Below are 23,577 nucleotides of genomic sequence, written 5' to 3'. Positions count from 1 at the left end.
ACAAAGTTTTGAGAGCATTTTTGATAACCGTTTTTATAACAATGTGCGCTAGCTCTGAACCCTAACCTACGCTTAAAGATTACCACCCTTTTACCCCCTCAGCTTTACTCCTTTATCTTGCTTAAGCACTCTTATGGCCATACCTTCAGATCACCTTCCCACTGCCCCTACTCAGCCATCACCTGCTGGCAATGCGCCCGTATCGGCAGGCATTATTACCCCTGCCCCAATCGACTGGCACACTGATGAGTTGGGGCATACCGTGCCTTTTTCACGGGCTTTTGGCGATGTTTATTACTCGCTGGTGGATGGCCTGAATGAATCGCGTTATGTATTTATAGAGCGCAATCAACTGCCGGACCGCTTTAAGCAGCTGTTTATGCAAACCTCCAACAGACTACCGGGTAAAGCCACCTTTACCATCGCCGAATTAGGCTTTGGTACGGGGCTAAATTTGCTAGCCACTTGGCAATTATGGCGCGAGCTAAAAGCGCAGCATTTGATTAATAATGATACTGCCAACAGCCCGATCCCCCGTCTCCATTTTATTAGTACCGAAAAATTCCCTCTAACCAGAGCCGACCTTGCGCGCAGTCTAGCCAGTTGGCAAGCTGCGGAGCCTGAACTTGCCCCTTTGATTGCTACCCTATTGGCCCAATACCCGCCCCTTATTGAAGGCTGTCATCGCTTGCATTTAGCGGACGATGTGACGCTCGATTTATGGTTGGGTGAGGCCGCTGACAGCTTAGCCAAGCTCGATAATAGCGCTAGGGCTGCTGTTGACGCTTGGTTTTTAGATGGTTTTGCCCCGTCTTGCAATGAGTCGTTATGGGCTGAGCAAATCTTTACTCAGATGCAACGACTGTCGCAACCGGGAACTACGGCGGCCACTTTTAGCTGTGCGGGGGTAGTCAAACGGGGACTACAAGCTGTAGGGTTTGCCATTGCTAAGGTAAAAGGATTTGGTCGTAAAAATGAGATGCTTACAGCGACTGTGCCCGCTCAAACAATAGAAAATGCATCTGACGACGACCCTATAGCTCCCTTGTTTAGTCGCTATCCGCAACAGATTACGATAATAGGTGCGGGAGTTTCTGGTCTGATGAGCGCTTGGACATTGGCACAGCGCGGTATCCAAGTTCTGCTAGTGGACAAAACGGCACCTTTAGCCGGGGCTTCTGGCAATCCGCGTGCCCTACTGGCACCAAAAATGACGCCAATTCATCATGTCGCTGAGCATTTACATACCACGGGCTATTTATATAGCGGGCGCTTTTACCGTGGCTTAGACAGTAGGGCTGCCAATGAGAATAATGAGGCAACATTCGCCACTAAAGCGCTCGTATTTGAACCTACAGGTATGTTGGATTTATTAACTAAAGCCAATATTGATACCCAGCAAATTACCCTGTATCCCGATGAGCTAGCAACGACCTTAGACCATGCAGAGGCGAAAGCTCGCGCAGGCTTGTCCAAGGTAGATTTTACAGAGAATTTATACTTGCCACAGTCGGGGTTAATTAATCCAAAAGCCTTGGCGGATAGCATTTTGGCGCACCCGCTCATTACTTTTGAGCAGCGCCACATCACGCAGATAGACAGTCAAACCGATAGCGATAAAGTTGTTTTATCTAGTACAGATGGGGAGACTATTGAGGCAGCAAGGGTATTGATTGCCGCCGCTTATGCCAGTTGTCTATTAGAGTCACGGATTTTTGATTTCCGTAAAATACGCGGTCAGTTGTCTTGGTTTAGCCCTACTCCTGAGCAGCTAAAGCATTTGCCAAAACTACCGCTAAAATATGCGGGCTACTGTACGCCATTTACGCCGCAGCCTGGCGATGAGCAGGTCAACACGTTAACGCCTGATCAACCGCATTTTTTATTCGGTGCCAGTTTCGTTCGTAATGATACTGACACTACTGTGCGCGAGTCAGAGTACCAGGTCAATTACACTAAGCTAATAACTGCTTTGCCAGAATTAGCAACGGTCATATCTGACGATACTACAGGGTGGCAGGCACGTGCCGGTATCCGTGCGCAAACCCCAGACTACCATCCGCTAGTGGGTCCGATTGTTACAGAACATGCTGTGGATAATGATAATGAAGCAAAGATTTGGACTCTTAGTGGGATGGGCTCGAAAGGTTATGCCTATGCGCCCATTTGTGCCGAAGCTTTGGCCGATATTATGACCGGCAGCTTTGCCCCATTATCGATACAAATGCTTCTAAAACTATCACCGAATAGAGCGCGTCTACAAACGGCGCTGCCAGACTAATGATCTAAATAGCAATTATCTAAATAGCAATGTTATAAATGCTCATGCTTGAACTATGGGCTGACTTAGCGCAAATTACTCTCATCGTCTTCTGCTCTAGTTGGTTTACGAATACCAGCAAATAGAGAGCCGCCCTCATTGGCACTAACCGTATTAGATTTCGGCAATAGCTTATCCGCTTGCGCCAAATCGCGCGTATTCTTTTGAATCGTGACCGCAGCGAATAGACTCAAAGTAAAGGCCATAATGTAAAAGCCTCTTTCGCTGAGTGTCAAAGTATCCGCATTATAGAGCCCCACCACCATCAAAATAACCGCTACCGCAAACGCCGCCCAACTGATCATATAATACAAGTCGGTAGTGGGAATCCCTTCAGCCTTGTCACGTAAAGTCTTTTGCAAGCTAATCGCCGCATATAGCCCTAAGGCAAGCACCGCAAAGTAATAGCCTTTTTCACTCAGTTGTAGCGTGCCTGCGTTCCATAATCCTACTAAATACGCCAACACGCCGACTAACATTACTGCCCAAGAAGCACCAATATAAGCTGCTGTCGGACGATAGGACGTCACTGGAGTATCTTGCTCATTATTATTCATTAGCCTGTCCTTAGGTTATAATTTTTATTAGATGACGCCATTATAAGTTCCACAATAAATAAGACCCTAAATACAGCGACTTAATACAGTTATTAGCTCATTTATACCTTACCATAGCATGATATTTCATCATTTTATATTACTGCTATAGTAGTTCTTATAAATTCTTGCTTCGTAAAAGAAAACTATCCTATGGCTTATTATCAAACTACCTTAAATTTACCACCTCACACCCGTGGTATTCATATCATTACCCCGCCTATTCGTCAGGCGATCCGTGAGTTATTACCTCACTCTGCGCAAGCGGGTCTGGTGCAATTATTTCTGTAACATACCTCAGCCAGTCTCGCTATTAACGAGAATGCCGATCCGGATGTGCGTTTAGACACGGAAGATTGGCTCAATAAAGTAGCGCCAGCCGATCAACCTGAATATCGCCATACTCTAGAGGGTTCGGATGATTTGCCTGCGCATTTTAAGAGCATGATGCTTGGGGTGAGTTTGACGGTGCCTTTGGTTGATGGGGATTTGGGGTTGGGGACTTGGCAAGGTATTTACTTGTGTGAGCATAGGGACTACGGGGGCAGTCGAAGAGTCGTCATTACGGTAAGTTGTTAATACCGTTGCGGCTAATATAAAGATATGAACCTTGTCGTTCATTGGTTACAGCGGGAAAAGTATCCCCCAGACACTTTTTGCCTCCCGCTTCAGGCAAGGTATTTACTTGTGTGAGCATAGAGATTATGGCGGTAGTCGAAGCGTCGTCATTACGGTAATTTGTTAATATCCTAACGCTCTAATTTCTAAACCATTAGGTAGATTGTTACCGCAGCGTGATTGTGCTTAAATGAGCGTATATTCTTATTGATTAATTGGCCCTTATGACTATCCATTGGCATCCTATGACTCGTATAGCGAAACCCACGGCTACCCTATTCACTACGGTACTCATTACTGCCCTAGCCCTTAGTGGCTGTGATAAAGCCGAACAACCAGCACCCCCTGCCGAAACAGACACTCCTGCAACGACTACGCCACCGCAAGAAGTACCCGTAGTCGTGCCTACTGAGCCTGCAGCGACTCCGATAGCAGATAATGCCATCGTTAGCAATGAAACCGAAGCGGCCACGCCCCTCAGTGGTGAAAGAGTAGATGACTCAGGTAACCAGGTAGCACCTCCTGGTGCCGATCCAGACGTTGCCATTATTGGCACGCAACTGTCTAATGTCGACTATAAAAATGACCAGGGTCAGACGTTAAAGGTAGTTTACGAGACTTCGGTCAGTGGCGAACTGAATGCCACGACTACTCTACCCTCAGGTAAAAAAGTGACGCTCACCGCTACGGCAGGTCAAGGCAACAACCCCACTTATACTTCTGCAGATGGCAGTATTGATTTGGTGAGTCATGCTGGGGGCGGCTCGGTAGATTTGATTCAAAATGGTCAGCCTATGAGCTTTAATGCAGTGAGTGCTGAAGCAGAAGTAATTCCGCAGTAATCAATATTAAGTATGAGTACTCGTTTTCGATTACTAGGATTGCGCTCAGACTATATAATGGCGGTATACTAGCGAATGAGTAGCGAGTAAGTTTATTCCACAAAACCGCTAATCTTTCAAGTGAGTACCCTAATGCAGTTAAAGCGTCCATATCGTCATTTAGCTGTATTTTTTTGTGGCTTAACGTTTAGTCTAGTCGCCGTCTATACTACTGCAGCGGCCCCTACGACCTATAAACAATCCCCTCAATTATTGGCTGCAAAGCTAGCTTCTTTAGACCCTATCGACCAAATGACTCGTACTCAGCAGCACAGTTTTAACTTACTACTGCAAAATTATCAGGACTGTTTTTTAACTAGGGTACAGCCCTCCCCTCATAACGACTTACCGAATACCGTCGCGATTGATATCTATGAGCAGCATAACCAAGATTGTGGCGGCGATCCCAACACTATGACGCGGCGAGCGAGCTATCTTATCGATAATTACGGGCGAATTTTCTATGAGAATATTGCAGATAGCACTTTAGATTTGCAGTTTCAGTTTAATGAAGTGCCTGTCATTATTAACGATACGACTCAGTTTCAACACCCTACCAAAGCGATATTTGAGCGCTATGGTATATACCTACAAAAGGTAGAGAAACGAGCAGTCGGTAGCTTCGTTACATTCTACGTGGCAGACACACCGCTGCTGACCGATACGCAAGATAAGCAAACCATCGCTACCCGCCAGCAATTCTTTCAGCAACTGCTTAAAGCCAATGGGGGTTGGGATTTTATGCTGCGTAGCGAGGACGGTCATGAGTATTATATCGAGGGCACTAAAAGAAAAATCATTGACCCGCACAGCTATTAGAGAGCACTATTAGCAAGAGGTATTAGAGAAAGAGTGCTAAAAAAGTCATGGAGAAAAGAGACAAAAAAGAATAGCAACAGCGATGAAAAACAATGGCTATGAGAATAATAAAATTTGGAATAGAGGATTTATTTATAAAATGCTACTGCTTTTGCACAGTAGCATCGTTAGCATTCTAAAAGGAGCTAGCTAATTAAGGCCATACCAAAACTAGCCCTTAAAAACCCGTCTTGCGATCAAACATACCTAGCACCCAGCTACCTACTGACCACATGAGCCACCCCAATAATAATAAGACGATAATCCCCAAAATATCAGGGATACGCAGATACAGCCATGCTACTACAGGGTTACGCCAGAGCTTGGAATTTTTCTGTCTCTGCTCTAACGACTCGTGCAAAAAAGGTCGCTGCAAATGCATAGTATCGTCAATGCCATACTCGTCTTGTAGGTGCTGATGCACAATAGTGAGGGTCTTGCGACTCGGGCGAATAAAGATATCTAATAACGTACCAACAGCGGGCACCACCCCCACTACCATATCAATAAAAGCCAATTTTATCGCTGGGGTCATTTTACTTACAGGCACACCCAATTGCCGCCCCAAAATAAAGGCGTACCCTGTCAATATTAACCCCGCCACATCTCCGGCTATTGGCACCGTCGATAAGGCGGCATCCGCCCCGATACCTTGCTGGGTAAAGGGAATCCGTACTAGCGAATCCATAGTGTTGGCAAATTTCGCCAGCTTACGTTCCGTGGCAATAACTTGTTCACGGGTAAGCCCCTGCTTGGCTAGATTATCTGCAAATACCTGTTGTACCTGACTGTTATTGCCTTTGTTAAGATAGCTACGATGGTCACGACCGCCAAACAATCGCGAAGGTTTCTTTACGTGGGTACTGTTCACATCTTTCATAAGGTGCTCCAAGACAGCAAAGAAACTAATATATTAAGACGCAGCGTTAGGCGCATGGTTAGCCTCTTATTTATTTAAACGCTTTTACGCAAACCACCAGCTTAGATTCACCCACGCACAGCTCGCTGCTACTAGGGCAAAGACGTAACGCCCTACCCAGATATTAGCCAAAAATGCTTGGAAGCAAGCCATAGGCTCTCGGATGGCACAGGCTGCATTTTGCTTGGTAAACATCATAGCTACCAAGCCTAGGCCAAAGATAGGAATCATGCCCAACTTGGTCTCGCCAAAATAGTGCCACAATACGACGCCCATAATAAGTAAAAATGCTACCTGCAAAATCGAGACAATCACCACATCATAGCGACCAAATAATATCGCGGTAGATTTCACCCCAATCTTGAGGTCGTCTTCTCTATCGGCCATCGCGTACTGGGTATCATAAGCCACAGTCCAACACATATAGCTGAGAAATAGCAGCCATGCCCAAATATCGGGCCACCCTTGCACAGCCACATAAGCCATAGGAATTGCCCAACCGAATGCTGCCGCTAAAAACAGCTGTGGCAAATGGGTATAGCGCTTCATAAAGGGATAAATAAAAGCTAGAAATACTGCACCAAGTGACCAGTAGAACACTTCAATCGGTAAGAATAACAGCAAGCTGGCACTTAATAAGGTTAATACTAAAAAGGCCCCTATAGCCTCCTTGCCACTTAAGCGTCCATCCGCTAACGGTCGACCTTTGGTACGGCTGACATGCCCATCAACCTTACGATCCGCAAAGTCATTGATGGCACACCCTGCCGCCCGCATTAATATTGCCCCAAGCGCAAATATCACCACTATCTTAAGACTGGGTAGCGCGCCCATTTCGGCACTACCGGTACCAAAGCTTGCTAAAAACACGCCCCAAAGTGTCGGCCACAATAACAGCTCGATGCCCACAGGTTTATCGAAACGGGTCAGCTGCATGTAAGCAGTAAATTTTTCTTTTAAACTTAGCGGTCTTTTCAATATCGGCATGGTATTGGGTTTAGTCATAATGGCTATTATTAATTTAGGTTAGCAATGAGTAGAGAATACTTGTTAGAGAAGACTGGTTAAAAATAGATTTCATCTTACGTGAGTCTAACGGTGAATACTATGCTCGGCAAACTTAACCAAAGTAGCCATCAAAACGTACTACATCATTTTGCCAAGACTCATCAGGCGCCTGCCCTGCTAAATGAGGGGCACTTATGGGGCGCTTCACGATAAGGCGTCGGCTCGAATTGTCTATGCCAGTCTCCACACTCTCTTGCTTGGCGCTATTAGTTATGGCTGCCTGAGCCAATTCAAATAGCTTTATTTCTGCTTCAGAGGTTGGCGGCGCCACTAACTCATGCAACGCTTGCATATTTTTGCCGACCTTCGCGCCTTTACCCGTTTTACTATTGTCATAACTGTCATCAGGAAACATAGGATCGAGATATATCGTATCGTAGTTAGCCGCTTGAGCATCAGAGCTTGCTAAATAGGTTTCGGCTGTACTATTAATAATAGTGAGCCTGGCCATCAGCTTTTGCCAATTACTCTCACTGGCCATTTTCTGTTGCTCAACCAATAATAATAGCGCTAGTAACGGCTGCTGCTCTAGCATAGTCACTTGCGCGCCGGTACTCGCCAAAATCAAACTGTCATGACCAAAACCCGCTGTGGCATCTAGCGCACGCTTATCTGCCGTCAATTTGGCCGCTTGTAATAACAGTTCAGACTTACGCCCGGCACTTACGATACGCCTTTGCAGTTTTGTCCAATTCGGTGCCACACTAATCCCATCGATAAGCAGGCTAAGCTCGCCTTTGTCATCAATGATTAATAGAGGAGTGCAGTAATCGCTACTTAACTGTAGACGGTATTTTTGCGTGAGTTTCTGTGGACTGGCACTAGGGGTTAGCGAGATAGGCATGTGATGGTGGGCGATAAGCTCTTGAATAGCAGCCAACACTGGAAGAGCCCTGTCTGCATCAACACTAGGGGCATAAAGTAGCGGTACAGACAGCAAGCTCTCTAGTTGCTCTAAACTATCTTGCTGTGACTGCATACCCTGCCCCTATTATTCATCAATGACTCAAGCTATTTATGGTCCAGTAGCGCTGCTGGTCTAAACGGCGACCGCGCTCTAGCCTTGGATATTATAGCCAAATGCCCAAGCAGCGATAAGCACGATAATACCGGTGACGATACGTAGCCAAGCAAAGATAGTGAAATCACGGCGACTCACCCAAGCCACCAGCCAACGGATGCATAACAGCGCTACGATAAACGATACGGCGGTACCAACACCCAATACAAGCCAGTCTTCAGTCGTGCTTAGTGCGTCTCTGTGCTTGATTAAATCGAGTAAACCTGCCCCTACGATGACGGGAATACCTAAGAAAAATGAGAACTCAGCAGCCGCTTTACGGGACACCCCTAACCATAGCGCGCCAATAATGGTCGAGCCTGAACGTGAAGTTCCCGGAATCAGAGCCAAGCACTGAAACAGGCCAATCATCAGCGCGGTCTTTAGCGACACTTCTTCGGCTTCATGAGCAATGATCGGCTTGGGGCGTTTTTCCACATAAAAAATCAGTAAACCACCAATAATCAGCATAATCGCGACGGTATAAGGGTTAAACAAATACATCTTAATTTCGTCAGCGAAAGTAAAGCCGAGAATCATGACCGGAATAGTAGCGACGATGAGACTCAAACCGAGCTGGCGTGGATTAGCAAGCCCTTCTGCCTTACCGGTAATCAGCCCCATGAAAGCCTGCCACAGTCTGCCCCAGTAATCATAGATGACCGCTAAAATCGCGCCCAACTGAATGACCACGATAAACAGGTCCGCCTTCTCTTTGCTCCAAAAGCCCATGAGATCAGCAGATAAAATCAGGTAGCCGGTACTAGAGATAGGCAAAAACTCGGTGATACCTTCAACGATGCCCATAACGACGGCTTGCAACAGCAGTAGTAAATCCAAGACGAATATCCTAAATACAGTAGTAAATAAAAGGGAGCAATCAATAAGAAAAATAAGGGGTAAATCCAAGCGCCCTGTGCAACCTCAATAGCCAAGCTAAACCGTAGCGTGGCAAGCGAATCTTACGCTTTGCCTTGCTCTTTCAGGGTTTTCCAAGCGTGATTGCGCAGATATACCGGTAAAGCTTGCTCAGCAGGCACTCCGCCCTCTTTAGCGAACTGTGCCACGCCTAACCGGGCGACTATAGCGGCATCCGTCTGTAGCGTAGCAAACACTGGCTGGTCATCATGAGCGGTTAATAGCGGCGCGCCATCGCCCACTAACGGGAGCTTCTGCGGAGTAGACTTTTCATAATCGAGCAGACATTCGGCACTGTCTGGCTCACTTGGTGTCCAGGCTAACGCAGCAGTTAGCGGCTGCATGATACCAGCCTCTAAGGCAAATGCGCCCAGATAGACTTGTTTCATGCGAGCATCATGGGCGGCGTAGCACTGTTCAATCTGCTGCTGCTCAAAAGCAGCCTGCGCCAGTATCTGCAAGCTTGAGATGCCCACACACGGTAGGTCATGGGCAACCGACAGCGCCTGCACCACAGCGGTATTAATACGAATACCACTAAAAGCGCCAGGACCCCGGTTAAATACCAAAGCCGTTAATTGGTCTAGCGTCACGCCAGCTTGGCTAAGGGCGGCATCAATCATGGGTAATATCTGCTGCGTTTGCATACGATTGCCAGCTTGGGAATCATTATATAAGACTGCCCCGGTATCCGACACGATGGCCACCGAGCATTGTCCAAAGACCGTATCCAGTGCCAAAAACATAATCACCCTCACTAGTCGTACTGACAACATTAAAAAATAGCGCTTATCATAGCATTTGCCCCGTTTCGGGGGACACTATTTTTGCCATACTAGTAGTACGGCGACCGTTTTCTAAGCCTTTTTATCTTGGTTTAACATATTGGTAAAGAATCAGAAATAGAAACGAAAAAACCAGCGACTTAGATCGCTGGTTTTTTTATGGCTACTGCTCATTAACGACTATACAGTTGAAACTGTAACAGAAACTAGAAACTAGAAACTAGAAACTAGAAACTAGAAACGCGTTTTAAACTGTTTTGGTAAAGTGCCTTCCATTTCTTGCATTTTCTTTTGCATTTCCTCAGTGCTCGGCATGCTATTCGGGTCTAAACCCATTTGCTTAGCAAGATCCGCCGGATTCACACCAGCATTGCCACCTGACTTACCACCGCCACCGAATAATGGACCACCACCGCCTGCGCCGCCGCCCATACCACCGGTTAAACCCTGGACCGCTTTCATCATTTTTGAGATGCCTTCAGGACGCGACATCATTTTCATCATTTTAGCCATTTGCTTATGTTGCTTGAGCAAACGGTTAACGTCTTGAATCTGTTTGCCAGAGCCTGCTGCGATACGGCGCTTACGGCTAGGGTTAATTTTATCGGGGTTTTGACGCTCAAACGGGGTCATAGAGTTGATTAACGCTTCCATCTCTCTGACTTTTTCTTCAGGTTTAGCTTCTTCTACCGCTTGTTGCATACCTGAGCCGCTCATACCAGGCATCTTGTCTAAGAAGCCCGCCATACCGCCCATATTTTTCATTTGCTGAAACTGCGTTAATAGATCCTCAAGGTCGAACTCGCCACCCTTCTGCATCTTTTTCGCCATTTTTTCGGCTTTTTCGCGGTCAATCTTTTGCTCAACTTCTTCAACGAGACTTAATACGTCACCCATGCCCAAGATACGTTGGGCGATACGTTCAGGGTGGAAAGCTTCTAAGGCATCTAACTGCTCACCGCGACCTAAGAATTTAATCGGCTTACCGGTGATAGCACGTACAGACAAGGCGGCACCACCACGGGCATCACCATCGGTCTTGGTCAGAATGACCCCGGTTAACGGTAGTGCGTCGTTAAAGGCTTTGGCCGTATTGGCCGCATCTTGACCCGTCATGGAGTCTACGACAAATAGCGTCTCAGAAGGAGTGACCGCAGCGGTTAACGCTTTGATTTCATCCATCATAGTTTCGTCAATATGCAGACGACCCGCGGTATCGATAATAAGAATATCTTGATACTGGAGCTTGGCTTCTTCGATAGCACGTAGGGCGATATCGATTGGATTTTCATCGGCGCTAGATTGCACAAATTTGGCATTCACTTGGCCAGCGACTTGCTCTAACTGCTTAATAGCGGCAGGACGGTAAACGTCGGCTGAGACCAACATGACTTTCTTTTTCTGACGGTCTTGTAGATATTTTGCTAGCTTACCGGCTGTGGTAGTTTTACCCGCCCCCTGCAAACCGGCTAACAGATAAACGACTGGCGGCTTGCCCGTCATCTCTAACTGTTGGTTAGCGCTACCCATCATCTCAGTCAGTTCGTCATGGACGATTTTGACGAAGGCTTGACCTGGTGCAAGCTCTTTTAGCACTTCTTCGCCCAGCGCTTTTTCTTTAACACGCTTAACGAAATCACGGGTCACAGGCAACGCAACATCGGCTTCAAGTAAGGCCATGCGCACTTCACGTAACGTGTCTTTGATGTTGTCTTCGGTCAATTGACCAGAGCCTGCGATATTGCGCAAGCTCGACGATAAGCGTTCGGTTAACGTATCAAACATAGGTCTCTCTCAGTTGGTAATGCCAGCAATATCGGGGAGCGATTAGCGCTCCATCGTCCAAAAAATCTAACTTAGACGGCTGACAAAATCGTATTAATTTTATTAATAGCGGCGGCAGTTTTATAATATTAAGATTATAACAAGGCGAATTAAGGCTATTAATAATCGTATTTATGCTATAACAGTCACACTAAATTTAGTCATGGTGCGCATTTCGCACTCAATTGCTTTTCATTTTATGATAAATTGACAGATTATTCTAATCATTCGTGACGAAACTCACACTGACCCGTCTGGACGTTGGCCAAATAGAGGCCATTGACTCATCCAAACTCGCTGAAGAGCGCCGTTATCGCTAATGAGGTTGCCCGTGTTATTTGCGTATGTGATTGCTAGTATCGCCTATGTTGCCTTGAGTATTTACCTATGCTGGGCACTCCTCGGACAACGTCCCATCGGCAAAAATATCAGTCTCGCCCTATTATTCATTGGTATGGTCGCGCATAGTACAGTCTTGATTCCGCAGATTATTACGCTGCATGGTCTCAATTTTAATGTCTTTAATACGCTCAGTCTTACCAGCCTATTCTTTTTACTATTCTATGGGCTGTTCTGCCTCTATCGCCCTATATTAAGCTTAGGGATATTAGCGGCTCCCACCGCCTTTATTGGCTTAAGCGCCGGTTACTTTGGTCGCGCGCCTTATCAACCTTTAAGTAATATGAGCACAGGACTTGAGATTCATATCTTATTGTCTATCGCGGCTTACTGCGTTCTCTTTATGGCGGCGCTACAAGCGGTCTTTTTACGCCTACAAATTCGCGAACTCAAACACCGGACTATTCACCGCATCTGGGTCGATAAGCTGCCGCCGCTACAAAGTATGGAGTCGCTACTATTTGATATGATCTTAGTCGGCTTTGTCATCCTTAGTATCGCCTTAGGACTCGGCTTTGTCTATGTCCATGACCTTATGGCGCAGCATATTGCCCATAAGACCGTCTTTAGTATCTTATCGTGGTTACTCTTCGGCAGCCTACTCATTGGCCACTGGCGCTCAGGCTGGCGCGGCAAACGAGCAGCGAACACCACCATCTATGCTTTCATTCTACTCGCAATTGGCTTTATTGGTAGCAAAGTCGTTTTAGAATTAATGTTATAGGCGTTTTTCACACTCATTTAATTCATCGCTATTATTCTTGGCAAACGCCAGAGCTACCCTTATTTCTACAATTGCTTCGAATTAGGCAGATAACGCCTGTTTATTACTCTCGTTAAAAACCCGACGCCAATAGAATAACGGTATTAAACAGATTATCCCAACGACCACACTTAAAGCAAAATGCCCCGAATAGCCTAGCCATTCTGCCAAATAACCACTCAGTAAATGCGTGCTGCCGCTAAAGACGGTCAATAAACAGACCTGCGTGGTAAAGTCACTACCGGCTTTATCGTGTCGCGCATAATGCATAACCATCGTTAGCATGGCTACCAAAGCCATCGCCGCTACCATATGTTCGATAGCATTGGCCGCATAAGCCCACCAAAATGGCGGCTTCTCTCCATCTCGTAGCAGCCAACCGTATTCAAACGCCACTGCCACTAGCGCATAAGCCCCTGTAGCAACCACTTGTAGCGCGTTAAACCAAAGTAGTGCCTGTTGATGCGCAGCCCGCTTGAGTATCCATGCTGCAATAGCCGCCCCGAGTAATGACGCGCCAGAGCCCAACACGCTAGCCCACAGACCGATACTCGCCACCGAGATACCCATATCGACCATCATCGGCTTCACCATACCGCTAGAGATGCCATCCACGACTTTATAGGTCAATAACACGCCTAACCAAGCACGCATCTGCTTAGCTTGCCAAAAATAGCCGTACTGCTCCTTAAGATAAGCGCCTATTGAGGCCAAAGAGCGGCTCTTATTTTGCCTAGTCGCCTCTGTAGTATCAGCATCTAACTCAGCAGTAGTAGTGGTAGCTTGGTCTACATCGGGTTGAGCGGATACAGACGGTATTGGCAGCGCTTGTTCTCGCTCAGCCTCGTGACGTGCTTCCCGATAGCGCCAAATCGGTATTGTATTGACCAGTATCAGAGCCGCCATAGCAAAGAAACTCAACTGCCATGACCAGTATCCGATGACCATCAAAAATACGCCACCGCCCAATATTAGGCCCAGGCGATAGCCTATTACTTGCGCGGCATTGCCCATACCCTGATGCGGGTTGTGCATTTCCTCCGCAGCAAAGGCAACGATATCCTCATCACTGCCGGTAGTCGCTAGAGGGGCATGCTGGGTCGTTAATGAGCGGGTTGCTAGGCCATCTGCTGCTACATCATGGGTGGCCCCCACTAGGCTTAAGAATAACAGCAGCGAATATAGCGACCACAAGGCTAAGGGCTCGCTTAATTTCGCCGGATCAAATAGACCTACTGCCATCACAATAGCGGCAGAGAGAACCTGTAGCGGCAATATCCAACTGCGCGCCCGCCCCAGCCGTGGAGAAAAGTATTTATCGACGACCGGTGCCCATAGGAACTTAAGCGCCCACGGGGCTAATAACAGCCCCGACCAACCAATCATCTCGAGCGATACGCCATTATCTCGCAAGATAGTGGGCAGCGCTTGCGTGATAAAACCAGACGGCAAGCCTTGTGCAAAATACAGCGTCAGCAACACCGCTAGCAGCTTATAAGGCACTCCTGACTGCGCGGTAGTAGACTTCTCTAGCAAGATTTAGTGCTCACTAAACACTACCGTTTTATTCCCCGTCACTATGACTCGGTTTTGCACATGCCAATTGACGGCACGAGCCAGCACATTACGCTCGACATCACGGCCAATAGCGCGCAGTGCGGTCACGCCTAAACGGTGAGTCACCCGGTGCACGTCTTGTTCGATGATAGGCCCTTGATCCAGGTCAGCCGTCACATAATGTGCTGTTGCCCCAATCAGTTTTACACCTTTTTCAAAGGCCTGCCGGTAAGGGTCGGCCCCGACAAACGCAGGCAAGAAAGAATGGTGAATATTAATAATTTGCATCGGCCAACGGGAGACAAAATCTGACGACAATATCTGCATATAGCGCGCTAATACCAAGACATCATTGTGTGACATTAGCTGATGAATAGTGGCTTCAGCCTCTGCTTTATTATCCTTTGTGACCGGCACATAGTAGAAGTCGATACCGAAGTTTTCTACGGCTTGGCGCAAGTCTTCATGGTTACTCACCACACAAGTGATTTCACAATCTAGTAGACCGCGCTGCTGACGCCATAGTAAATCTAGCAAGGCATGGTCAAACTTCGATACCAGAATCCCGACTTTATATTTGACCGAATTGTCATGCAATTGCCATTTCATAAGATAGCGGTCGGCCACTCGACGAGTAAATTCTGCTTCGAAGGACTCGATAATCTCTGATAAACCATCTAACGCGAATTCGAGGCGCATAAAATAGCGTCCGCCTTCGTGGGCAGTAGAGTATTGATCTAGAGTAATAATGTTGGCGCCGTACTCATAGATAAAGCCGGAGACGGCTTGCACGATACCCGCTTGGTCTTGGCACTGGATTAGGAGGGTGGCGGTGGGTTGAGAGGATTTCAAATTTTTGGTCGCAGCAGTATGGTCTGTAATAGTCATAATCTTACAAAATAATTAAAAAAGTTATCGCGTATTTTAATGGCTTTACGCTTACTTTTGTGACTAATTTGGTTATGTATTTTTAGCGCAAAAAAACCCCAACGCTTGGTTGGGGTTTTAGTGAGTACTTTATTTATCGTCTCAAGGTTATTTATTCAGTTTTTAGCACATAATCTAACTGGCTAGTACCTACGACCACACTAACGGTAGCGCCCTTATTAAAGGCTTGATTAAAGTTGTAATTAAACGTTGGATTAGCTGCCGTTACCTGCACTTGTTGTAGATATACATTATCCAAGAATAAGAAAGAACTTAAATCTTTTTCAGCACCACGAACACTCCCTGAAACCATAGTTGTATTATCTTGCGCATTCACTGTTACTGACAGTTTATTAATACAGACTTGATCGCCTATCCCAAATGGACTCGTATTATTAATATAAGGTGTGAGAATAGAATCACCACTGACTGATACATCGCCTACTAACGCAGGAAGCCCTACATTATAGCTTTGTAAGTTTTCACTACCATTCAACCGAGTCGTAGCATCAAAGCGTACCTGAGTCCAATTAGAATAGGTTTTAGGATAGCGAATTTGGAAGTCTACTTTACCCTCAGCATCAGTAATAAAGGTATACCCATCATCTCCTAAGGTACCACCAAGAATAGTGACCGGATTAATAGCCTCTAAAGTACCATTACCATTAACGTCATCACCTTGGTCTAAGATGTAATTATATTGTGGATCCTCAGTATCTAACCAAGTAGATCTAAATATTTCGGCTGATTTTATCGACCCTACCTGAACGTCAGGAGTAGTCACAACACCATCTTTATCGATAGTATCCTTAGGTTGATAGCTTAAGTTACGCTCTGTTAAACACGCTAAGCCTTGTGCAAAACGAGTAGCATATGACTTGAGCGAAACTTGCTGATTGGCAACTGGTCTACCCGAGCCATCCATAACGGCAATAGAGCCATTCTTAATATAGTAAATATTGTCACCACTAACTTCTAACCTATCGCTGAAAGCTAATGTGGTGTATACCGCTTCTTTAGATACTGTAATAGTGGTCTGTTTTTGGCCAATACTGAAGGTATCATTCAATATTTCAGCGTTGATTCTCACGCCATTAATTGGTGAGCTGGCGTTCGCTTGATAAGTCACTTTAGCTTCACCACGTGCATTAGTTACTGCAGTAGCTGCGGATAGACGACCTGCTGAAGAGTCTGCTGCACGGCTAAATACTACTGTGATACCTTCTACGGGTACATCATTAGCATCTTTAATCAAAGCTACTATTTCAGTACTGCCACCAGGAGCAATCACGGACTTCACAGGTTGTAAGAGCATTTTAGCGGGAGTAGTTGCTCTGAAACGTATATCAACCGTCGTGGTAAGCGCTTCTCCTGCACTGTTGTTACGACCTACTACGCTCGCCGTCAGTACCGATATGCCGGCTAAGTCAGAAGTCAGCGCAACTGGCACATTAATGATATTGCCATTAACCATCTGCGCTGTGATAACTTCACTAGTAATAACCTGATTATTCGCAAACTTGCCTAAGGTAGTTTGAACTTCAACTCTTTCACCAACCAGAGACTGTGGGTCATCGCTACGAATTTGGATATTAATATCATTTGTCTCATTAACGTTATAGACAGACTCAATATCGCTAAAGCTAATACCTGCTTGTGATACCTGGACTAAATTTACACTTTGGCTGCTGGTTTGCGTTACTAAGCTTTGCTCGCCTATAGCTTTGGCAAAAATACGTAAGTTACCATTGTTATCAAAAGCTAATGCTGATTCGTCTAGCGTGAAAGTAGCCACGCCCTCTTCATTAGTCTGGGCCTTAGCATTAGCGCTGACTAAGTCACCCTTTGCATTCACAAGCTCAATGTCCGCAGTCTCGATAGCTCTACCTGCCGCATCGGTTAGCTTAGTAGTTACAGTGACTTTCTCACCAGATTTCACGTTCGTTTGTGACGCCGTAACTTCTATCAATGTCCCTTCTGCATGCAAGATCACTTGCTCTTCTACTCGGGTCTGCAAGATAGGCGCGCCGCTAGTATCGTACTCTGGCGTGACTACTTTCGCTCTAACCGTAATATCATGATTTAGACGCGAGTTTACAGAGCCAGCCCCCAATACCACCCCAGCCTCTACTAGGCCTTGGGCATCAGAATTGACCACACTAGTAGTCGTTAGTGCCGCTCCACTTTGTTTAGGATTGTCTATGCTGAGCTGTACAGGGACACCAGTTAAGATACCACCATTATTATCCACGATACGGAAAGTGACATTCGTCTGATCCCCACCTGTGTTTAATGTGGTTTTATCCGCAGCCGTCATAATGACATAGCTGTCTATAGTGCTGGTATCTACGTTGACAATATAGTCCTGCTGCAAGGTAACGCCATCTTTAGATACGCTAGTAGCACGTACTTTAATCCCCTTTTCTAGCAAAGCTTTATCAACGTTGGCACCAGCTGTTAATACGAGATTAAACTCAGCCACACCATCACTATTCGTGGTTACTTTATTGCCACCTACGATAGTAACACCGGTTTTCACAGGGTCTGTCACAGCTAAATTAACAGTCGAACCTGCCACACCTTGCTGAGCCGCATTAGTAATACGGGCGAAAACTTTAAAAGTATCTCCTTCAGTATTAACGACTTTATTTGCGCCTAAGGTAAGCTTTTCTTGTGTGACACTTGGTTTAGTAGTACTGACTGTAACCGTTTGCGAAACGGTATTACCATTACCGTCAGTAGCCGCTACACCTACTGGGAAAGTTGTGCCGATAGCTGATTTCTGCTGGCTAGTTAAGCCATTAGGAGCAGCAATGGTGAAAATAGCAACGCCAGAGTTATTGGTAGTTTGCTTAGGATTTGATGCAATCACAATACCTTGCTGGGCAATAGCTGCAGGCAGCGCTAAAGCGACCGCCTGACCAACAACTACGTTACCTGCATTATCTCTTGCTACTACCTGAATCTGGGCTTCACCACCATTAAGGTTTAACTTATTAACGGCTGTGGCTACTAAAGCTACTTCTGCTTGCGTCGATTTAATATTGATACCGACCGTCTGCTTCTTACCGGTTAGCGTCTCAGTCAAAGTAGCTTTTAATGCGCGGTTATTTAAAGAATCACGTTGCTCTTTAGTTAAGTTGCTCGGTACAGTGATATCAAAACTTACTAAACCATTGGCATCGGTTGTGGCGACAATACGTGAAGTGCCGATTTGCCCATTCACTGTAATAAGTTTAGCGAAGTCAGCATTGTCTAAAACAAACTCTACTGCTTGGCCACCCAAGGACTGATTAGCAACATTATCACGCAGTTGCATCTTGACTGTCGCTAGATCACCCGTGTTACTGAGTTCATACTGAGCTTGGCCATTCACTACCGTTTCAGGGTTTAATACTTTTAAGCTAACGTCAGCCTGGGTAACGCTGATACGTTTTAATGCTGATTGATAGGAAAGACCATTTTCTACATAAGACGCTTGGAAAGTAATTCCTTCAGATTTAAGCGCATTTCTTTGAGCAGCTGTTAAGGTTGTAGCGACATCTATTACAAAGATAGCTTTACCTTCGATATCCGTAGTCGCAGTAGCTTGAGTCAAACTTACACCGTTGAGCTTAGCACTGTTGGTTAAAGCAAGACTCACAGGCTGGCCAACCACAGGCTTGTTAGCATTTTTACTATCAACCAGTTGAACCACTACCGTAGATTTGCCACCTAGCTCACTAACAGTCGAGGCAGTAATAGATTTGATGTTAGACGTTGATGCGGGTTGCCTAACTGACATATTACTAGTGAATCTGGACTGCGTACCATCAGCAGCAATGAATACAGCTGTATAGTTGATACCCTCGCTAACTAATTTTTCCTTTTGCGCTGCGGTTAGCTTATTACTCAGCGTTACCTTGAACTCTGCTACACCTTCATTATTTGTTTTCTTCGTATTACCTTCATTACCATTTTCCTGCGTATCACCATTTGAGATACTGATACCAGGCACGTTGTTAATCAGTAGCTTGACTTGTCCACCTTTAACTACACCACCACTTTTATTCACAGCTTTTGCGAGAATTGTAAAAGTGTCACCCAGCACATTAATACTAGTGACATTGGTTTCGTCAGTTAAGACAACATCACTTTTGCCTACTTCAGAACTAACAGTAATCACTTCGCTAGTAGTTGTACTGACTACTCCCGTTTCTTCAGTAATACTAACCCCAAGTGCAAAACTCTTTATAGCTTCAATCTCAGCTTTCTGGGAAGCGTTTAAACCGGCAGGAATGCGTACAGTATAGGTAACCTTCCCTTCAGAATCGGTCTTTGGTTTTGCAGTAGAATCTAGTGTTACTAAGCCCGAATTTCTTAATGCGGAGGGTAAGCTAGCTATCACCTCTTGCCCAACGACTGGGCCACCGTTTTTGTCATTAACACGGAAAGTAATCACTGCAGTGCCGCCAGAGCTTGACAGTTTTTTCTTATCGCTAATATCAAAACTAACTTTGTAGATGGCTTCTGGACTGTAAACATCGATAGCTTGGCTGCTAGTAGTACTTACTATGCCAGACTCTTCCTTAATACTTACGCCAAACGTAAAGTTCTTAAGCTTTTCAACTTCTACCTTTTGTGCAGCGGTCAGATTCTTAGGAATGCTGACGGTATAGCTGACTTTACCGCTAGCATCTGTGGTTTGTTGAGCTGCTGAGGCTAGCACAACTACTCCTGATTGCTTAAGAGCGGCCGGTAGAGTAGCCACGACCTGTTGGCCTTGGACAGGATCACCCTTAGTGTCATTGACTCGGAAAGTAATAACAGCGGTACCACCAAGATTTGAAATACGTTGCTTGTCTGTATTATCAAAGATGACTTTATAACTCGCTTTCAGCGCAACTACATCGATCGCTTGACTGGTAGTGGTGCTCACCACACCCGTTTCTTCAGTGATACTGACACCTAAAACAAAGTTTTTGATAGCTTCAAGTTGAGTTTTCTGAGCCGCCGTGAGACCTGTAGGTACACGGACGGTATAGCTAACCACACCTTTATTATCAGTTGTTTGCTCTGCTGCTGAGTCTAGTGTTACTAAACCTGAATTCTTCAAAGCTGTTGGTAAGCTTGCTACCACTTTTTGACCTGCGACAGGACCACCATTAGTATCATTGACTCGGAAAGAGATGACCGCAGTGCCACCAGAGCTGGTTAGCTCTTTCTTATCACTCTTATCAAAACTAACTTGATAGGCTGCTTCTGGACTGTAAACATCTATAGCCTGGCTATTGGTAGTGCTGACTATGCCAGACTCTTCCTTAATACTTACGCCTAGAGTAAAGTTTCTAAGTTTTTCGATTTCTACTTTTTGTGCAGCCGTCAGATTTTTAGGAATACTGACGGTATAGCTAACTTTACCGTTAGCATCAGTGGTTTGTTGAGCCGCTGAAGCTAGCACAACTACTCCCGATTGTTTAATTGCTGCCGGTAGGTTAGCCACGACCTGTTGGCCTTGGACAGGACCGCCCTTGGTATCATTGACTCGGAAAGTAATAACAGCGGTACCGCCAAGATTTGAAATACGTTGTTTGTCTGTATTATCAAAGACGACCTTATAACTGGCTTTCAGCGCGACTACATCGATTGCTTGACTATTAGTGGTGCTCACTACACCTGTTTCTTCAGTAATGCTGACGCCAAGAACAAAATTACCAATCTTCTCAAGCTCAGTTTTTTGTGCAGTTGTGAGACCCGTAGGCACACGTACCGTATAGCTAACCACACCTTTATTATCAGTTGTTTGCTCTGCTGCTGAGTCTAGCGTTACTAAGCCTGATTTCTTTAGTGCTGTTGGCAAACTTGCTACTACTTTTTGACCCTGGACAGGACCACCATTAGTATCGTTTACTCGGAAGGAGATGACCGCAGTACCGCCAGAGCTTGTGAGTTGCTTTTTATCACTAGTATCAAAGCTAACTTTATAGGCCGCTTCTGGACTATAGACCTCAACCGCTTGGCTGTTAGTAGTACTTACTATGCCAGACTCTTCTTTGATACTTACGCCTAACGTAAAGTTCTTAAGCTTTTCAATTTCTATTTTTTGTGCAGCGGTCAGATTCTTAGGAATACTGACGGTGTAGCTAACTTTACCGCTAGCATCAGTGGTTTGTTGAGCCGCTGAGGTTAGCACAACTACTCCTGATTGCTTAAGAGCGGCCGGTAGAGTAGCCACGACCTGTTGGCCTTGGACAGCATCACCCTTAGCATCGTTGACTCGGAAAGTAATAACAGCGGTACCACCAAGATTTGAAATACGTTGCTTATCTGTATTATCAAAGATGACTTTATAATTGGCTTTAAGCGCAATCAAATCAATTGCTTGGCTGGCAGTTGTGCTAACTACACCAGTGCCTTCAGTGATACTGACACCTAAAGCGAAGTTTTTGATAGCTTCAAGTTGAGTTTTCTGAGCAGCCGTGAGACCTGTAGGCACACGGACGGTATAGCTAACCAAACCTTTGTTATCAGTCGTTTGCTCTGCCGCTGAGTCTAGGGTCACTAAGCCTGAATTCTTTAGCGCTGATGGTAAGCTAGCCACTACTTTCTGACCTGTAACTGGACCACCATTTTTATCATTAACGCGGAAAGAGATGACTGCAGTGCCGCCAGAGCTTGTGAGCTGCTTTTTATCGCTATTATCAAAGATGACTTTATAAGCCGCTTGTGGAAGATAGACTTTGCTAGAAGCCGTCGTGACAGTGGTCGCTTTATTAGGCTCAGTTAGCGTTACGGTATAGCTAATACCATCGGCTACTAGCTTATTTTTTTGTGCGAGCGTTAAGTTTTCAGCGACTATCAATTCAACACTTGCTTCGCCATTGTTATTTAGCGTGACCGTGTTCTCTTTAAGACTGACTCCTTCAGGCGCTCCGTTCAATGCTACTTTCACTGTAGCACCAGCAGCCTTAGTAGGCACATTCGCAGACTTTGGTGATGCCTTGATTATTAATGTTTGCTTAGCACCATAGGCGCTTAGAGGCGCATTATTGCCAGTAATGGCTAAGTTATAATCTGATACTGGATTAGCAACCGCCCAGTTGCCTTCTTTTGAGACGGTTTTACCATCAGCTTCGGTCAGCTTAATATTGTAAGCAATACCACTTTGAATCAATGCTTTACGCTCAGTAGCATTTAGATTAGGTGCCACTTTGATATTGAAAGTGACATTACCATTGGCATCCGTTTCTTTATTATTACCCCCTAAAATAGTAACGCCTTTCAGGTTATTTATTCCTAAAGCTATTTTAACGCCTTGAGCGCCAGCTCCTTTAGGAGTTTTAGCTTGTACACTGACCGTCACGTCGTCGCCGTAAGGGTTGATAGCCGCTGCTGAAGAGATAGAGGATTGTAATGCAGAAGATATTTCGATGTCACTTGGGACCGCTGAACCATCATCTCCGGCTTCGCTAACCCCCACTACTAACACTTGCGATCTAGTACTACCGTCTGCAGCTTTCGCAGTAGCAGTGATACTAACCCCATCATTAAGCAGTTTTTGACGGTCAGCGACTGCATTAGGATTTAAAATCAAAGTATAGGTGGCATTACCTTTATCATCAGTGACTTGAGTACTGCTACCATCGATAGTCACGCCAGAGGCTTCAGAGTTTGCTACGGATACTGTGATCTGTTTATTGGCCACCGCACCACCTGTACCTTTCTGCACGGCTTTAACCACAATAGTAAATTGTTGCGGAGCTTTATCTAGTTGAATCGTGCCAGGATTGGCGGTAATTGTTTGAATAAAAAAGTCAGCTTCTGTTTCTGGGGTAGTCGTCCCGCCACCATTGCCATTATTATTGCCGTTACCATTATTCCCTGTGTTACCGTTACCACCTAAATCAGGCGCAGGAGCAATCGAATCAACCGTACCTCCATCACCACCACCACAACCGCTTAATGCTAGTGCAAGCGATAATGCCGTCAGATGGAAAGCTTTTGTAGTATAATCTAATGATTGAGAGGTCATGAATAAAGCTCCACAGTAGCGCTCTTTGAGTGCCAAATAACTGAGTATTAAGGGTCTCTTTAAAGTGTGCAAA

At 45.6% G+C, this 23,577-nt stretch carries 15 protein-coding genes and 1 pseudogene; 6 read left to right on the top strand and 10 right to left on the bottom strand.

Going from position 1 to position 23,577, the window contains the following annotated elements; genetic code table 11:
• Positions 1-133: 133 nt before the first annotated feature.
• Positions 134-2,281 (top strand): FAD-dependent 5-carboxymethylaminomethyl-2-thiouridine(34) oxidoreductase MnmC1, encoded by a 2,148-nt coding sequence (gene mnmC1, locus ACZ2XM_RS09620; protein WP_490588584.1) that lies wholly within the window; start codon positions 134-136, stop codon positions 2,279-2,281.
• 65 nt (positions 2,282-2,346) lie between these two features.
• Here mnmC1 and yiaA read toward each other — a convergent pair whose 3' ends face one another.
• On the bottom strand, positions 2,347-2,877 hold the full coding sequence (yiaA, locus tag ACZ2XM_RS09615) for an inner membrane protein YiaA (RefSeq protein WP_490588583.1): 531 nt from the start codon (positions 2,875-2,877) through the stop codon (positions 2,347-2,349).
• Between the two features lie 192 nt (positions 2,878-3,069).
• Here yiaA and ACZ2XM_RS09610 point away from each other — a divergent pair, with 192 nt between their 5' ends.
• The 4 genes and pseudogenes from ACZ2XM_RS09610 to ACZ2XM_RS09595 all read left to right on the top strand — a co-directional run bounded on the left by ACZ2XM_RS09610 (position 3,070) and on the right by ACZ2XM_RS09595 (position 5,234).
• Positions 3,070-3,207, top strand: coding sequence for a hypothetical protein (locus tag ACZ2XM_RS09610; protein WP_490588582.1), 138 nt, complete (start codon positions 3,070-3,072; stop codon positions 3,205-3,207).
• A 12-nt stretch (positions 3,208-3,219) separates the two neighbouring features.
• A pseudogene (locus ACZ2XM_RS09605) lies at positions 3,220-3,495 on the top strand (secondary thiamine-phosphate synthase enzyme YjbQ); the annotation flags it as partial.
• Between the two features lie 263 nt (positions 3,496-3,758).
• Entirely contained in the window at positions 3,759-4,376 is a 618-nt protein-coding gene (locus ACZ2XM_RS09600; RefSeq protein ID WP_490611140.1) for a hypothetical protein, read from the top strand.
• A gap of 132 nt (positions 4,377-4,508) precedes the next feature.
• Positions 4,509-5,234, top strand: a complete 726-nt coding sequence (locus ACZ2XM_RS09595; RefSeq protein ID WP_490588580.1) for a hypothetical protein — start codon at positions 4,509-4,511, stop codon at positions 5,232-5,234.
• A 217-nt stretch (positions 5,235-5,451) separates the two neighbouring features.
• Here the strand turns inward: ACZ2XM_RS09595 and ACZ2XM_RS09590 are convergent, their stop codons facing one another.
• From ACZ2XM_RS09590 to ffh, 6 genes are all read right to left on the bottom strand, one after another.
• A complete protein-coding gene (locus ACZ2XM_RS09590; RefSeq protein ID WP_490588579.1) occupies positions 5,452-6,153 on the bottom strand; it encodes a DUF4112 domain-containing protein in 702 nt (233 codons plus the stop codon).
• A gap of 84 nt (positions 6,154-6,237) precedes the next feature.
• Positions 6,238-7,197 carry a 4-hydroxybenzoate octaprenyltransferase gene (gene ubiA, locus ACZ2XM_RS09585; protein ID WP_490588578.1) on the bottom strand — a complete coding sequence of 320 codons (960 nt, stop codon included), beginning with the start codon at positions 7,195-7,197 and terminating at the stop codon, positions 6,238-6,240.
• 115 nt (positions 7,198-7,312) lie between these two features.
• Positions 7,313-8,239: a class I SAM-dependent methyltransferase gene (locus ACZ2XM_RS09580; protein ID WP_490588577.1), complete on the bottom strand. Its 927-nt coding sequence runs from the start codon at positions 8,237-8,239 to the stop codon at positions 7,313-7,315.
• A 78-nt stretch (positions 8,240-8,317) separates the two neighbouring features.
• Positions 8,318-9,160 carry an undecaprenyl-diphosphate phosphatase gene (locus ACZ2XM_RS09575; RefSeq protein WP_490588576.1) on the bottom strand — a complete coding sequence of 281 codons (843 nt, stop codon included), beginning with the start codon at positions 9,158-9,160 and terminating at the stop codon, positions 8,318-8,320.
• 122 nt (positions 9,161-9,282) lie between these two features.
• On the bottom strand, positions 9,283-9,984 hold the full coding sequence (tsaB, locus tag ACZ2XM_RS09570) for a tRNA (adenosine(37)-N6)-threonylcarbamoyltransferase complex dimerization subunit type 1 TsaB (RefSeq protein WP_490588575.1): 702 nt from the start codon (positions 9,982-9,984) through the stop codon (positions 9,283-9,285).
• 273 nt (positions 9,985-10,257) lie between these two features.
• Positions 10,258-11,808, bottom strand: a complete 1,551-nt coding sequence (ffh, locus tag ACZ2XM_RS09565) for a signal recognition particle protein (RefSeq protein WP_490588574.1) — start codon at positions 11,806-11,808, stop codon at positions 10,258-10,260.
• Between the two features lie 370 nt (positions 11,809-12,178).
• Between ffh and ACZ2XM_RS09560 the strand changes: the two genes are divergently transcribed.
• Entirely contained in the window at positions 12,179-12,970 is a 792-nt protein-coding gene (locus ACZ2XM_RS09560) for a cytochrome C assembly family protein (protein WP_490588573.1), read from the top strand.
• Between the two features lie 81 nt (positions 12,971-13,051).
• Here the strand turns inward: ACZ2XM_RS09560 and ACZ2XM_RS09555 are convergent, their stop codons facing one another.
• The 3 genes from ACZ2XM_RS09555 to ACZ2XM_RS09545 all read right to left on the bottom strand — a co-directional run bounded on the left by ACZ2XM_RS09555 (position 13,052) and on the right by ACZ2XM_RS09545 (position 23,504).
• The gene (locus ACZ2XM_RS09555; RefSeq protein WP_490588572.1) at positions 13,052-14,545 is read right to left on the bottom strand and encodes an MFS transporter; all 1,494 of its coding nucleotides are present in this window, start codon (positions 14,543-14,545) and stop codon (positions 13,052-13,054) included.
• Between the two features lie 3 nt (positions 14,546-14,548).
• Complete coding sequence (gene purU, locus ACZ2XM_RS09550) at positions 14,549-15,454, bottom strand: formyltetrahydrofolate deformylase (protein ID WP_490588571.1); 906 nt, start codon at positions 15,452-15,454, stop codon at positions 14,549-14,551.
• Positions 15,455-15,605: 151 nt separating this feature from the next.
• The gene (locus tag ACZ2XM_RS09545) at positions 15,606-23,504 is read right to left on the bottom strand and encodes a beta strand repeat-containing protein (protein ID WP_490588570.1); all 7,899 of its coding nucleotides are present in this window, start codon (positions 23,502-23,504) and stop codon (positions 15,606-15,608) included.
• Positions 23,505-23,577: the final 73 nt, after the last annotated feature.

This window comes from Psychrobacter sp. CoH-33_TS_01 (genome assembly GCF_058189395.1).
The sequence above is the reverse complement of the archived record's forward strand: the minus strand, read 5'-3'. Positions and strand labels throughout refer to the sequence as shown.

What these genes read in the sequence shown, in the direction of transcription:
- mnmC1 (WP_490588584.1), top strand. Translation starts at nt 134, where the DNA reads ATGGCCATACCTTCAGATCACCTTCCCACTGCCCCTACTCAGCCATCA.
- yiaA (WP_490588583.1), bottom strand. Translation starts at nt 2,877, where the DNA reads ATGAATAATAATGAGCAAGATACTCCAGTGACGTCCTATCGTCCGACA.
- ACZ2XM_RS09610 (WP_490588582.1), top strand. Translation starts at nt 3,070, where the DNA reads ATGGCTTATTATCAAACTACCTTAAATTTACCACCTCACACCCGTGGT.
- ACZ2XM_RS09600 (WP_490611140.1), top strand. Translation starts at nt 3,759, where the DNA reads ATGACTATCCATTGGCATCCTATGACTCGTATAGCGAAACCCACGGCT.
- ACZ2XM_RS09595 (WP_490588580.1), top strand. Translation starts at nt 4,509, where the DNA reads ATGCAGTTAAAGCGTCCATATCGTCATTTAGCTGTATTTTTTTGTGGC.
- ACZ2XM_RS09590 (WP_490588579.1), bottom strand. Translation starts at nt 6,153, where the DNA reads ATGAAAGATGTGAACAGTACCCACGTAAAGAAACCTTCGCGATTGTTT.
- ubiA (WP_490588578.1), bottom strand. Translation starts at nt 7,197, where the DNA reads ATGACTAAACCCAATACCATGCCGATATTGAAAAGACCGCTAAGTTTA.
- ACZ2XM_RS09580 (WP_490588577.1), bottom strand. Translation starts at nt 8,239, where the DNA reads ATGCAGTCACAGCAAGATAGTTTAGAGCAACTAGAGAGCTTGCTGTCT.
- tsaB (WP_490588575.1), bottom strand. Translation starts at nt 9,984, where the DNA reads ATGTTTTTGGCACTGGATACGGTCTTTGGACAATGCTCGGTGGCCATC.
- ffh (WP_490588574.1), bottom strand. Translation starts at nt 11,808, where the DNA reads ATGTTTGATACGTTAACCGAACGCTTATCGTCGAGCTTGCGCAATATC.
- purU (WP_490588571.1), bottom strand. Translation starts at nt 15,454, where the DNA reads ATGACTATTACAGACCATACTGCTGCGACCAAAAATTTGAAATCCTCT.
- ACZ2XM_RS09545 (WP_490588570.1), bottom strand. Translation starts at nt 23,504, where the DNA reads ATGACCTCTCAATCATTAGATTATACTACAAAAGCTTTCCATCTGACG.